Below are 12402 nucleotides of genomic sequence, written 5' to 3' on the forward strand. Positions count from 1 at the left end.
GGGATGGGAGAAATGAAGCGGTTGGGAGTGCTTCTTGTCATGCTGGCGGCGCTGGTTTCTTTTGACGGACGGCAGATGGCGGGCATCCGTTCAGCTGAAGGGCCGGTTGAAATTGTCGTCCCGGCAGCGCCTCAAGGGGGCTGGGACGTAACGGCAAAAGCTTTGCAATCGGTAATAGAGCGGAAGCAAATATTAGGCCGGCCCGTAAAGATCGTCTATAAACCCGGCGGAGGCGGAGACAGCGGCTGGAAATATGTAAACGAACGAAAAACGGATGTCATCAGTATGAATTCAAGCCTGCTGTTAAGCAATGAAATTTTGGGACAAAGCCGGCTGAAGGCAGCTGATTTTACGCCTTTGGCCATTATCGCAAAAGAGTGGCAGACCGTCGCTCTTCCGAAGGATTCAAAGATAAAAAGCGGAAAGCGGCTGCTCGGCGATATTAAAGCACATCCGGGCGGCATAAAAATCGGATTTGCGCCCGGCCTCGGAAATGATGACCAGCTCTCCTTTGCGAGAGCGGCGGAAATGGCCGGAATTTCTCCGTTTGATATCCGCTTTTTTCAATACGGGAGCAGCAATGAAGTCATTGAAGCTCTTATCAGCCACGAGATAGACGCCGCTTCAATGACCATTTCAGAAGCGAGAGACGCCTATCGGAAAGGGAAAATCACATTGGCGGCCGTTACGTCTGACAAAAGGCTCTCCGGCTTCAGCGATGTGCCGACATGGAAAGAACAGGGGGTGCCGTTTGTCTTTGCGCACTGGAGAGGCATCATGGGGCCGAAAGACATGACCGAAGGCGAGATCGCCTATTGGGATCAGGCTTTGAAACAGATTACCTCATCCGCGGAGTGGAAGCAAATGTTGAAAAAACGGGATTGGGAGAGCTTTTATAAAAACAGCAGCGGCGCAAAACGCTTTTTAGAAGAACAGACCGAGTTTTATAAAGAGATGATGAGCAGCGAAAAATAAGCCTTCCGCATATTTGCGGGGGGCTTTTGATTTATAAATGAACAAAATGAACGAAAAGGTTATAAAAAATTAAAAATCTTTAAAATCCAAAATATTTACTTCAATATCCAATTCTCATAAGATAGCAAAAAGGCGGATAAAGGGGATCGGGCCTTTAAAATGTAAGCGTATTCATAATAAGGGGGACATACTGTGTTAGCAATCTTAGGCTTTCTTATGATGCTTGTTTTTATGGTGCTGATTATGACAAAGCGGCTTTCCGTGTTAACGGCGCTCGTATTAACGCCGATCGTGTTTGCGCTGATTGCCGGGTTTTCTTTTAACCGGGTCGGCGAAATGATGATCTCCGGTATTGAACAGGTGGCGCCGATCGCAGTCATGATTATGTTTGCGATTCTTTATTTCGGCATTATGATCGATACCGGTTTATTTGATCCGATGGTGTCGCGTATTTTAAAGCTGGTTAAAGGCGACCCGCTCAAAATTGTAGTCGGAACAGCCGTCTTGACCATGCTTGTCGCACTGGACGGAGACGGCTCGACGACGTATATGATTACGACAAGCGCAATGCTGCCTTTGTATATTATGCTCGGAATCCGTCCGATTATTTTAGCGGGAATCGCCGGTGTCGGCATGGGTATCATGAATACGATCCCATGGGGCGGCGCGACGCCGCGTGCGGCGAGTGCGCTCGGCGTTGACCCGGCAGAGCTGACGGGGCCGATGCTGCCTGTCATTGCCAGCGGAATGGTGTGTATGATTGTGGTCGCTTATGTACTCGGAAGGATGGAAAGGAAACGGCTCGGGGTGATCGAATTAAAGCAGCCGTCCCATACAAATGAAACGGCTGCGGCTGCGGAAGATGAATGGAGGCGGCCGAAACTATGGTGGTTCAATTTACTGTTAACGCTTTCTTTAGTGGGATTTTTAGTGTCAGGAAAAGTGAATTTAACCGTGCTGTTCATCATTGCGTTTTGTATCGCGCTGATTGTCAACTATCCGAAGCTTAACGATCAAAGGGAGCGTATTTCAGCCCATTCGAGCAATGTGCTTGCGATCGGTTCGATGATTTTTGCCGCAGGCGTGTTTACCGGAATTTTAACGGGGACGAAGATGGTTGATGAGATGGCCATTTCCCTCGTATCGCTTATTCCGGAACAGATGGGGGGTTTTATTCCGGCGATTGTTGCCTTAACGAGCGGTATCTTTACGTTTCTGATGCCTAATGACGCCTATTTTTACGGCGTGCTGCCCATTTTATCCGAGACCGCCGTGGCGTACGGTGTAGATAAGGTGGAAATCGCCCGCGCTTCGATCATCGGCCAGCCGATTCATATGTTAAGCCCGCTCGTGCCGTCGACACATTTATTAGTCGGGCTTGCCGGGGTCACGATTGATGAACACCAGAAGTTTGCGATGAAATGGGCGGTTCTTGCCGTTATCGTCATGACGGCCTTTGCGCTCATCATCGGCGCAATCACGATTTTTTAACATAAAACACCCGGTTCGTCGCACACTAAAGGCATCAGAGGAGGTGCCATGATGAGTGATCCGTTTATGCCGCTTTTTTCAGTGAGAAGCGGCGCCGGTTTTAAAGCGGCGGACGGCGTTTACGGACTGACCGTGCAGATTGCGAATGTTTACTTTATCGAAAATCCCTCAGCTCCGCGGGAAATCATTCTGGTTGACGCGGGAATGCCTCAATCGGCGGAGATGATAACAGAAGAAATGAAACGCCGATTCAAAGAGGGGTATCAGCTGAAGGCGGTCATTTTGACACACGGCCATTTTGATCATGTCGGTGCGATTGAAGAACTGCTTGAGCTTTGGGATGTGCCGGTTTACATTCATGAAAAGGAGCTCCCGTACGTCACGGGGAAAGCGGATTATCCGCCTGCCAGGCCCGATGCGAAAAAAGGGCTTGTCGCAAAGCTGTCACCGCTGTTTCCGCGCCATACGATCCGCATTCCGTCCGTTCAGGCACTGCCTTCAGACGGTACCGTTCCGTTTCTTGAAGAATGGAAATGGGTGCATACGCCCGGTCACACCCCCGGCCATATTTCATTATTCCGGGATAAAGACCGCGTTCTGCTTGCCGGTGATGCCGTGATCACTGTTGAACAGGAATCGCTTGCGGACGTTGTCATTCAAAAACAAGAGCTTCACGGGCCGCCCGCCTATTTTACAGCGGATACGCAGACGGCGGCCGCGTCCGTTCAGAAACTGGCCGAACTGGAGCCGGAAGCGCTTTTGACGGGTCACGGAATTCCGATGACGGGAAAAAACTACCGTGAGGATTTGCTTAAACTGGCTGAAAAATTGCATTCGGTTTTGTAAAACACCTGCGAAAATCACAGGTGTTTTTTCTATGCAGTTTCCAGTATGATACAAAAAAACCATTGTGTTCACTCCTAAAAACGATACAATGGGAAACAGATGTAAATTGAAGGAGAGAGTTTTTTGAAACATACGGAAATACTTTGGGATGAGGCGAAGGATTTTATTGATGTCTGCTATCAGGAACTCGGAATGGAATCGCAAATCAACGCGCGTCTTCACGCGATAAAAGATGAGATAGATCGGACGGGAAGTTACGTCCATACGGCGGAAGAGCTTGAACACGGGGCGAAAATGGCGTGGCGCAACAGCAACCGCTGTATCGGCCGTCTGTTCTGGCAATCGCTGAACGTCATTGACCGGCGCGATGTGAACACGAAAGAAGAGGTGCGCGACGCATTATTTGAACATATTGAAATCGCCACGAACGGCGGAAAAATTAAACCGACGATTACGATTTTCCCTCCTGAGCAGAATGGCGAGAAACAAGTGGAAATCTGGAATCACCAGCTCATCCGCTATGCGGGATATGAGACTGAAAAAGGAAGAGTCGGTGATCCGGCATCATATGAACTGACGGCTGTCTGCGAAAAACTCGGCTGGCGCGGGAAGCGGACCGATTTTGATATTCTGCCGCTGCTTTTCCGGATGAAAGGGGACGGGCAGCCGGTCTGGTATGACCTGCCTCAGACGCTCGTGAAAGAAGTGCCGATCACCCATCCGGATATTGAAGAGTTTGCCGATTTAAATCTCAGATGGTACGGGGTTCCGATTATCGCCGATATGAGGCTTGAAATCGGCGGGCTGTCGTACAACGCGGCGCCTTTTAACGGATGGTATATGGGAACCGAAATCGGCGCAAGGAACCTTGCTGACGAAAAACGGTATGATATGCTCAAAAAAGCCGCTGCAGTCATGGGGATTTCCGCCAGCCTGAATACCGACCTATGGAAAGATCAGGTGCTGGTGGAACTGAATAAGGCAGTGCTCTATTCATACAAAAAACACGGTGTCAGCATTGTCGATCACCATACGGCGGCGAATCAATTTAAACGCTTCGAAGAACAGGAACAAGACGCGGGCAGAAAGCTGACGGGCGACTGGACCTGGCTGATTCCGCCGATCTCGCCGGCTTCCACCCACATTTTCCATAAATCATATGACAATACGATTGTGAAGCCGAATTATTATTATCAGGACAAGCCTTATCAGTAACTGATGGAAAAGGTGCGGTACCCTTTCAGACGGTGTGATTCTTCGATGGTTACGCCTGTGACATTTGAGAAGGGGCTGCCTTTTCTGACTGCTTCGGCAAATTGTTTTAACGACTCTTCAGGACCTTCGGCAAGGATTTCCACCCGGCCGTCATCACGGTTTTTTACCCAGCCGGCTATCTTATGTCTGTCGGCTTCCATCTGGACGAAGTAGCGAAAACCTACGCCCTGAACCCGGCCGTCTGCAATCATATGATATTGAAGCATGGAAAAACCACCTTTTTCTTACTATGATAAAGGAAAGATATGAGATTTCGCAAAGGATGTGAACGAGGTGACGCAAGACTATTCTGTCTTATCTATCAATCTCGGAAAGCCCGCAATTCATGAATTTGCCGGCAGACAAATCAATTCCGGCATCATAAAGCGGCCCGCAGATTCTCCCGTCATGCTGTATAAAACCCATTTTGACGGGGACGGGCAAGCCGACTTGAAGCATCACGGAGGTCCCGATAAAGCGGTGTGCGTGTATCCCGCCGAGCATTATTCATATTGGGAAACAACGCTCGCAAGAAAACTTCCCGCCGCCGCGTTCGGGGAGAATGTAACGGTCAAAGGACTGGCCGAACAAGACGTGTGGATCGGAGACGTCTTTCAGCTGGGGGAAGCCGTCGTTCAAGTAAGCCAGCCGCGCCAGCCCTGCGTCAAACTCGCGCTCAAATATGGCATCAAAGATATGGTGCTCCGTGTACAGCAGACGGGATTTACCGGCTTTTATTTCAGGGTGCTTGAAGAAGGATATGTCGATCCGCGTCCCGTCCTCAAGCGTCTGTCGAGAGGCAAAGAAAGCATTTCCGTCTGGTATGCGAATGAAGTGAAATATCGTGATTCCGGCAATCTGTCAGCGATTGAAGAAATACTGCGGGAAGAAGCGCTGTCAGAAAGCTGGAGGGAGTCCTTCCTTAAAAAAAGAGACAGGCTCACTAATGTATAGAAAAAAAGCCGTGCTGCACTGACAGCACGGCTGATTTACGTTATGCTTGTTTTTTTGTTTCCAGCAGATTGGCAAGGAAGTACTTTTTGAAGCTTTGAAGCTTTCTTCCTTCATAGTGGGTAATTCCTTTTTTCTTTAACTCTTCTACATACCAGCCTTTACTGCCATAATGCATGTCAGAAAACTCCTTTCTCCGCTCTCCCGCTGGGGAGGTTTCTTCAGTTTTTGCCAAACTTTTGGCATTGTAACATCTATAAAAAGACGATGAAAAGGGATAACGCAAAAACTGAGACTTTCGATTCAGAGATGTAAAGCTTTCTTACATATATATGTAAAGGGCGGTCTTTTCATGCTTAATGGCCGGTTAATTTTAACAGCACCGTTCCGAGTGTCATGATTCCGAAAACGACGCCGAAATAAATCAGCATCCCCTTCTTTTTCTTCACTCCGTAAACGGTGAGAATGATGCTTTCAATAAAGAAAATAAACCCGAAGATAATAAACCACATGTTGAAAAATGGCTCCTTTCACAGACATATGTCCAGTGTAGCACAACTCTTATAACGGAGCATAAAAAAGCCGGGCACTGTATCAGTGTCCGGCAAGTTTGACGAGAAGCTGGGCCAAATGGTGTTTTTCATTGTCATCCGCAATGTCCCACAGTTCTTGTAAGAGTTTTTCTTCCGCATTGCGGGGCTCCTCGTGTTTGGTGAGATAGTCCCCGAGGATGGCGGCGCTTTTGATGATTTTGCTGTCATCCAGACCCAGTTTTTTTCCGGCGGAAATTTTCTGATGAAGGTACGCCTTAAATTCCTCGAAATCCTCTAAAATCTGCTGTTTCGTTACGCCGTGCATGGCGTGTATTTCGTTTTCGATTTTGATTTTTTCTTTATCTTTTTTCATGCGTCTCCCTCCTTCGGGTTAGTTGTTGTATACCTGTTTGGAAGGGAGATGAAACATTACAATGCAGTTAAAATAATCGGTTTATCTTTTGTGATCACGATGGTGTGTTCCACTTGGGCGACAAGGCTTTTATCCGGCGTTTTAAACGTCCAGCCGTCTCCCGCTTCAACAATCGTTTCCGCTTTCGTGGAAATAAACGGCTCAAGCGCGATCACGGTTCCGTTTTTAAACAGCGCGTTATCAAACGGATCGTAGTAATTCATGATGTGGTTCGGCGCTTCATGGAGGTTTCTGCCGATTCCGTGGCCCGTCAGCGTTTTAATGACGGTAAATCCGTTGGAGCGGGCTTCATGATAGACGGCTCTGCCGATCTGGTTTTGGCGTTTGCCGGCTTTTGCCTGATCCAATCCTTTCTGAAATGCGGATGCTGCGCAGTTACAAAGCTTTTGCAGACGTTCATCGCCTTCTCCGAGTACAAATGAAATTCCCGTATCGGAATAAAAACCGCCGAACTCCGCCGAAATATCGATATTTACAAGATCTCCGGCTTTTAAGATTTTAGAGGCGCTCGGGATGCCGTGAGCGACTTCGTCATTTACGCTGATGCATGTCACGCCCGGGAAATCGTATTCCTTCTCCGGAGCGGAAGCGGCTCCGTGCTCGTCAAGCACCGCCTTTCCGATCAGGTCAAGATCTTTCGTGCTCATGCCGGGCTCGGCTTTTTTCTTCATTTCTTCACGCGCCAGCGCGACGATTCTGCCGATTTTTTTAAGGCCTTCTAATTCTTGATCGTTCGTTACAATCATTGTCATTCCCGCTTTCTATTTTTAATCATCTGATTCAAGCTTACCACAACTGGTTTATAAATAGAAAACCAACAAGCCTTATGTGAATAAATGAAGGAAAATTGGTATAGATCACTAGATAACTTATGTGGTATATTTAAGAAAAAAGAAGGGGGATGGGTAAAATGCTTCAATTTTTGCAAAAACTCGGAAAATCATTTATGCTTCCGATTGCCGTTCTGCCCGCCGTTGGTATTATTTTGGCCATCGGCAGAGAGGACTTATTAAATATTCCGTTCATTTACGCGGCGGGGACCGCGGTATTTGATCATCTGCCGCTGATTTTCGCGATCGGAATCGCGATCGGGATTTCCAAAGACAGCAACGGGGCCGCCGCTCTGTCGGGAGCAATTTCTTATATCATGCTGGACGCGGCTGTAAAATCAATCAATTCGACAAATAATATGGCCGTTTTCGGAGGGATTATCGCGGGGTTAATTGCGGGATACACGTATAACCGCTTTAAGGATACGAAGCTGCCCGAATATCTCGGCTTTTTCAGCGGGCGCAGGCTCGTTCCGATTGTAACGGCGCTGATTACCATTATTTTGGCGGGGATCTTCGGATTTGTGTGGCCGCCGATTCAGTCGGTGATTACGTCTTTCGGGGAATGGATGATCGGGCTTGGCGGAATCGGCGCGGGGATTTACGGGATTTTTAACCGGCTTTTGATTCCGTTCGGTCTTCATCATGTGCTGAATAATATTTTTTGGTTCCAATTTGGCGATTTTCACGGAAAAACGGGAGATCTGGCCCGCTTCTTTGCGAAGGATCCGACGGCGGGAACTTATATGACGGGATTTTTCCCGATTATGATGTTCGGGCTTCCGGCCGCATGTCTGGCAATGATTGCCGCGGCTAAGCCAAGTAAACGCAAAGCGACGGCCGGAATGATGATCGGTCTCGCGCTGACGGCATTTATTACCGGAATTACAGAGCCGATTGAATTTGCATTTATGTTTTTATCACCGCTTTTGTACGGGGTTCATGCTATATTAACCGGGTTCTCTTTATTTATCGTGAATGTTCTCGGAATCAGGTCAGGTTTTTCATTCTCGGCGGGGGCGATCGATTATCTCCTCAGCTACGGGATTGCCGAAAAACCGCTTTTGCTGCTCGTTGTCGGGCTTTGTTATGCGGTGATCTATTTTGTCGTCTTCTATATGCTCATCAAAACGTTAAACTTGAAAACGCCGGGACGGGAAGATGATGAGGAAGAGGAAGAAGTGCTTAGTGAAGATACGGCCGGTTCCGTCGAAGAACATGCCATGCTCAAGGGGCTCGGCGGCAGGCAAAACCTCGAAACGATTGATCACTGTGCGACCCGCCTCAGGCTGACCGTGCAGGATACGTCTCTCATTAATGAGGCGGCGCTTAAAAAAGCGGGAGCAAAAGGGGTTATCAAAACGGGGAATAAAACGGCGCAGGTCATTATCGGGCCGAACGTCGAATTTGTCGCGGAAGAGCTGAGAGAAGCCGTCCGCCGTGACGACCAGAAGCAGACTTGAAAAACCCGGATCACCTATGTGATCCGGATTTTTTTTTGAACATATATCAAGTTTCACATAATGTACAAAAAACAACGTTTTCTTCTATGTTAAGATTCATGTAGAACAAGTATGGAGATGATGTAAGGTGACATGGATTGCAGTTGTTTCAATTGTTGTCATAAGCCTGATTAAGATTGTGCTGACATGCCTTCCTACCGGAGCGGTGGAATGGATCCTCCGCAAGTTTGAAACCCATTCAAAGCTCAGTGACGCGTCCGCTGCCGTTTCCCTCGGCGGAAAACGTCTGGAAGGCGAAGACAAACGCCGGGTGATTGATGATTTTAACGAAGCCGTGTTTATCGAACGGCATTATATATACCCAGGGGATGAAGAGCGTTATCTTCATCCGCAAAACGGAGCCGATCCGCTTGTCATTAAGACGAGAAAAGGAAAAAAAGATGTGACGGTGTTTGTATACAGCTACGAAGACCATGTAGATGTCGTCAAACAGCAGAAAAAGAAAGTCGTCGCTTATTCAGTTCTTTCCGACAGCCTGCAAAAGCGCTCTATGGCCGCCGCCGGGAGCTGAACATAAAAAAGCCAGATCATTGATATGATCTGGCTTTTGTTTATTCTTTTTGATCATCTGCTGAGGAATCTTCACGCTTCGTATAATCGAATTGTGAAGGGTCCACTTTCTTAAAGCCTTTCGGCTGATAGAAACGAAGCAGATCGCCGTTGATGATCTTATCAGACATTTCAAGCTCAGTCTTGACGAGAGAGTCTTCTTTTTTGTCGACTTCTGAATCATCTAAAAGTCTTCCGGTTTTCGTATCGTAATACTTGCCGGACACTTTCGTATAGTTCGGCGAGATGAAGTCTCCGTTACGGAACGGAATGACTTCTCTGTGCTCTTTCGATAAGATATCTGAACCTGACATGAGATAATCTTTCGTATCGACGCCGAGCAGATGAAGAACGGTCGGCGCGACATCGACTTCACCGGCAAATTTATGATTGCGGCCGCCTTTCACGCCGGGAGCGTGGATAAAGAGCGGCACCCGCTGAAGCTGGGCATTGTCGTATTCATTGATCTCATCTTTGCCGAGCACTTTCGCCATCGCTTTATTATGGTTTTCGGAGATGCCGTAGTGGTCTCCGTACATCACGATAATCGACTTATCGTACAGGCCGTCTTTTTTCAGGTCATGAAAGAACTGTTCGATTGATTCATCCAGATAGTTCGCGGACTGGAAGTAATTATTGACGACTGAATCGCCAAAGTCTCCCGCCGGGAAGTCCGTGTCTTCTTTATCCATCCCGAACGGGAAGTGGTTTGACAGCGTAATGAACTTCGTATAGAACGGCTGCGGCAGGCTCTTTAAGAGCGGCATGGATTCTTTGAAATACGGTTTGTCTTTCATGCCGTAGTTTTTCGTGTTTTCTTCGCTCATGTCATAATAAGCGGAATCAAAAAACTTATCGATGCCTTCCGCTTTGTACATTTCGTTACGGTTCCAGAAAGTCTGCGTATTTCCGTGGAAAGCGGCAGACGTGTACTTTTTGCCTTTTAGGATCGCAGGAACGGACTGCAGCGTGTTTTGCGCTTTATTGACGAAAACCGAACCTTGCGAAAGCGGGTACAGAGAGTTCTCCATCATAAATTCCGCATCAGATGTTTTACCTTGTCCCGTTTGGTGGAAAAAGTTATCAAAGTAGAATGTTTGATTATCGTGCGCCAGTTTGTTTAAAAACGGCGTCACTTCCTTGCCGTTAATTTTGTAGTCAATGATAAAGGATTGCAGAGACTCTAATGAGACGTAGATGACGTTTTTTCCTTCGGCTTTTCCGAAGTAGACGTTGTTCGGCACGTCATAGTTGGCCTTCATATAGTTTTCCACATCCGTTACATCGCTTGAATCGGCAAGCGCGCGCTGGCTGTTTGATTTCACATTCTGCACGGCATCGTAAATCGTAAAGTTGTACGTGCCCAAGTATTTCACCAGATAGTTTCTGTCAAATGAGCGTGTCAAAAGCTCGGGACGGTCGGATTCCGCGACGGCGAGGTTGATCAGGAACATAAGCACGGCGGAAGCCAAAACGATTCTGAATGATTTCTTCGCCGGTTTTTCAGCCGGTTTTTTCATCTTAAGGGCCAAAATAATCAAAATGACGGTATCCAGGAAGTAGAAGGCGTCTGTCCATCTCATTAACGAGAACGCGCTGTCTCCGAGCTGGCCGCCGTTTGTCTTTGCCTGCATCATGACCGGGATGGTAATGAAATCATTAAAGAATCTATAATAGACGATGTTTGCAAAAAGCAAAAAAGACAATAAAAAATGAATCACAATAATGGCTGTCTGCTGTAATTTTTTCTTGAAAAGAAGCCCAAGTCCAAGAAAGAACAAGCTGGAGCTCAGCGGATTCACAAAAAGCAATATTTTCTGGATCGTGTTGTCTATGCCGAGGTTAAAGTTTAAAATATAAGCGACATATGTTTTCACCCACAATAACACGACCGCTATCAAGAAGAAGGCAAGTCCTCTTTCTTTTATAAATGTTTTCATTGTTACACTCCTTTTTTCCGATCACGGTTTACACGGAACGATAGAAAAAACGAACGTAATCAATATACCATGAAACCAGCAAATAGAAAAGGTGGAAAAGGCTCATCGGAAAAAGGGCGAAAAACGCTGTCGCAACGGCGGTTGATCTGTTGAATGACAGCTTTAAAACATATAAATGGAACAAACTGGGTCCTGTGTTTCCGTATGATCACACCCGGTTCTATTGAAAAAAGAGGTGAACAGTGATGGATATTGCCCATATCGTGGCTGAAGATAAAATCAAGCGCGCCATTAAGGATGGAGAGTTCGCCGGCATCAAAGGAATGGGAAAGCCCCTGCCGAAAGACGATGCCGCACATCTTCCGGAATCGCTCAGAATGGGCTACCGCATATTAAAAAACGCCGGGATCGCCGAGGATGAGGGCGCGCTGAAGAAAGAGCTGATGACGCTCGATTATTTGATCGCCAAGTGCCGCAATGAACAGGAGCGGGATCACTTGCGGAACAAACGGACGGAAAAACAAGTCAGACTCGACAAACTGACGGAGGAGAAAGCCATGTTCTCAAAACCCGCATCTTCTCATTATAAGGAGAAAGTGTACAGACGGCTGGGCCGCCCGTAAGCCGGCTCTTTAGATTTTTTTCTGAAAAGGAATGTGCTCCATAAGGCGCGGGTAGGAAATGTGGAGCAGGCCGTTTACGCACTGCGCCTGTAACAGGTGGGGCTCAGCCGGTTCAGGAAGCTCAATCGTCTCATCGATTTCCCCGTAATACCGGTTTTGGCAGACGCCCATGTTCTTTGGAAAAAGGGGTGTGATGTTTCCTCTGATATGCAGCCGTGTTCTTGACAGCAGCCTCAATGTCAATTCTTCTTCGTAAACGCCGGGCATTTCCACAATGACGAATGTGTGCTGTTCATCCTGATAAATATCATAAGTCAGGGTGTTTTTTTGTAAGGAGAAAAAATCTTCGGGAGATTTCCGTTTCAGGACATTGGTCCAAAAGTCGCTGGGCTTGTGCTCGTTCGTAATCTCAAGCCACTTTCTCATTTTTTCGATATCCACTTCGGCAGAACCT

The 12402-nt window shown here is 47.4% G+C and carries 15 protein-coding genes; 8 read left to right on the forward strand and 7 right to left on the reverse strand.

Features of this window, described 5'->3' with window-relative positions; genetic code table 11:
* Nucleotides 1-12: 12 nt before the first annotated feature.
* The 4 genes from SB724_RS16740 (at nucleotide 13) to nosA (ending at nucleotide 4527) form a co-directional block, all read left to right on the forward strand.
* Complete coding sequence (locus SB724_RS16740; RefSeq protein ID WP_012117061.1) at nucleotides 13-975, forward strand: tripartite tricarboxylate transporter substrate binding protein; 963 nt, start codon at nucleotides 13-15, stop codon at nucleotides 973-975.
* Nucleotides 976-1167: 192 nt separating this feature from the next.
* Nucleotides 1168-2466 carry an Mg(2+)/citrate complex secondary transporter CitM gene (gene citM / locus SB724_RS16745; protein ID WP_044802019.1) on the forward strand — a complete coding sequence of 433 codons (1299 nt, stop codon included), beginning with the start codon at nucleotides 1168-1170 and terminating at the stop codon, nucleotides 2464-2466.
* A 51-nt stretch (nucleotides 2467-2517) separates the two neighbouring features.
* Nucleotides 2518-3312 (forward strand): MBL fold metallo-hydrolase, encoded by a 795-nt coding sequence (locus SB724_RS16750; RefSeq protein ID WP_163114126.1) that lies wholly within the window; start codon nucleotides 2518-2520, stop codon nucleotides 3310-3312.
* Nucleotides 3313-3435: 123 nt separating this feature from the next.
* Nucleotides 3436-4527 (forward strand): nitric oxide synthase, encoded by a 1092-nt coding sequence (nosA, locus tag SB724_RS16755; protein WP_082999126.1) that lies wholly within the window; start codon nucleotides 3436-3438, stop codon nucleotides 4525-4527.
* On the opposite strand, the gene SB724_RS16760 is transcribed toward nosA, so the two are convergent.
* Complete coding sequence (locus SB724_RS16760) at nucleotides 4521-4793, reverse strand: acylphosphatase (RefSeq protein ID WP_032872286.1); 273 nt, start codon at nucleotides 4791-4793, stop codon at nucleotides 4521-4523. The genes nosA and SB724_RS16760 overlap by 7 nt on opposite strands.
* Before the next feature lie 67 nt (nucleotides 4794-4860).
* Here SB724_RS16760 and SB724_RS16765 point away from each other — a divergent pair, with 67 nt between their 5' ends.
* Entirely contained in the window at nucleotides 4861-5520 is a 660-nt protein-coding gene (locus SB724_RS16765) for an MOSC domain-containing protein (RefSeq protein WP_015239385.1), read from the forward strand.
* A 40-nt stretch (nucleotides 5521-5560) separates the two neighbouring features.
* On the opposite strand, the gene SB724_RS16770 is transcribed toward SB724_RS16765, so the two are convergent.
* The 4 genes from SB724_RS16770 to map all read right to left on the reverse strand — a co-directional run bounded on the left by SB724_RS16770 (nucleotide 5561) and on the right by map (nucleotide 7229).
* Nucleotides 5561-5695, reverse strand: a complete 135-nt coding sequence (locus SB724_RS16770; protein WP_003155609.1) for a YflJ family protein — start codon at nucleotides 5693-5695, stop codon at nucleotides 5561-5563.
* Nucleotides 5696-5873: 178 nt separating this feature from the next.
* On the reverse strand, nucleotides 5874-6029 hold the full coding sequence (locus tag SB724_RS16775) for a hypothetical protein (RefSeq protein ID WP_003155608.1): 156 nt from the start codon (nucleotides 6027-6029) through the stop codon (nucleotides 5874-5876).
* Nucleotides 6030-6111: 82 nt separating this feature from the next.
* Nucleotides 6112-6423, reverse strand: coding sequence for a DUF3243 domain-containing protein (locus tag SB724_RS16780; protein ID WP_410572020.1), 312 nt, complete (start codon nucleotides 6421-6423; stop codon nucleotides 6112-6114).
* 56 nt (nucleotides 6424-6479) lie between these two features.
* Complete coding sequence (gene map, locus SB724_RS16785; protein WP_007408490.1) at nucleotides 6480-7229, reverse strand: type I methionyl aminopeptidase; 750 nt, start codon at nucleotides 7227-7229, stop codon at nucleotides 6480-6482.
* A gap of 164 nt (nucleotides 7230-7393) precedes the next feature.
* Here map and nagE point away from each other — a divergent pair, with 164 nt between their 5' ends.
* A complete protein-coding gene (nagE, locus tag SB724_RS16790; protein ID WP_015239387.1) occupies nucleotides 7394-8776 on the forward strand; it encodes an N-acetylglucosamine-specific PTS transporter subunit IIBC in 1383 nt (460 codons plus the stop codon).
* A gap of 127 nt (nucleotides 8777-8903) precedes the next feature.
* A complete protein-coding gene (locus SB724_RS16795) occupies nucleotides 8904-9347 on the forward strand; it encodes a YfmQ family protein (protein ID WP_007408492.1) in 444 nt (147 codons plus the stop codon).
* 40 nt (nucleotides 9348-9387) lie between these two features.
* Here the strand turns inward: SB724_RS16795 and ltaS are convergent, their stop codons facing one another.
* Nucleotides 9388-11325 carry a lipoteichoic acid synthase gene (gene ltaS, locus SB724_RS16800; RefSeq protein WP_032872293.1) on the reverse strand — a complete coding sequence of 646 codons (1938 nt, stop codon included), beginning with the start codon at nucleotides 11323-11325 and terminating at the stop codon, nucleotides 9388-9390.
* A gap of 245 nt (nucleotides 11326-11570) precedes the next feature.
* Here ltaS and SB724_RS16805 point away from each other — a divergent pair, with 245 nt between their 5' ends.
* Complete coding sequence (locus SB724_RS16805; RefSeq protein WP_007610033.1) at nucleotides 11571-11948, forward strand: DnaJ family domain-containing protein; 378 nt, start codon at nucleotides 11571-11573, stop codon at nucleotides 11946-11948.
* A gap of 9 nt (nucleotides 11949-11957) precedes the next feature.
* On the opposite strand, the gene SB724_RS16810 is transcribed toward SB724_RS16805, so the two are convergent.
* Entirely contained in the window at nucleotides 11958-12389 is a 432-nt protein-coding gene (locus SB724_RS16810; RefSeq protein ID WP_003155596.1) for an Hsp20/alpha crystallin family protein, read from the reverse strand.
* Nucleotides 12390-12402: the final 13 nt, after the last annotated feature.

It is taken from the genome of Bacillus sp. SIMBA_031 (assembly GCF_046535225.1).
Lineage (GTDB): Bacteria > Bacillota > Bacilli > Bacillales > Bacillaceae > Bacillus > Bacillus velezensis.